The organism is Gilvimarinus algae (assembly GCF_030518215.1).
Lineage (GTDB): Bacteria > Pseudomonadota > Gammaproteobacteria > Pseudomonadales > Cellvibrionaceae > Gilvimarinus > Gilvimarinus algae.
In genome coordinates this window covers 1-352 of sequence record NZ_JAULRT010000029.1, presented here as the reverse complement: position 1 = coordinate 352, position 352 = coordinate 1, and the positions used below count along the sequence as shown (strand labels likewise).

The following is a 352-nucleotide window of genomic DNA, read 5'->3' as shown; positions in this document are numbered from 1 at the left end:
TTACCTTTCAGCCCGGCGTCAACGAAGACCTGGGAGCCACCGCCGTTTGGGGCTCACAACAGGTCAACGTATTTGAAGGCGCACGCTACGATGGCGTGTTTGGCCTCTGGTATGGCAAAGGCCCGGGTGTTGATCGCACCGGCGATGTGCTGAAACACGCCAATGCCTTTGGTACCTCGCCAGTGGGCGGCGTACTGGCCGTGGCCGGTGATGACCACGCCAGCAAATCTTCTACTCTGCCGCATCAGAGCGACTACGCGTTCATGGACGCGATGATACCGGTGCTGTACCCATCCGGTATTCAGGAGATGCTCGACTACGGTCTGTATGGCTGGGCGATGTCCCGCTACAG

1 pseudogene is annotated in these 352 nt (G+C 59.4%); it reads left to right on the top strand.

The features are described 5' to 3' along the window. Positions 1-352 (top strand): annotated as a pseudogene (locus QWI16_RS00720) (indolepyruvate ferredoxin oxidoreductase family protein); the annotation flags it as partial.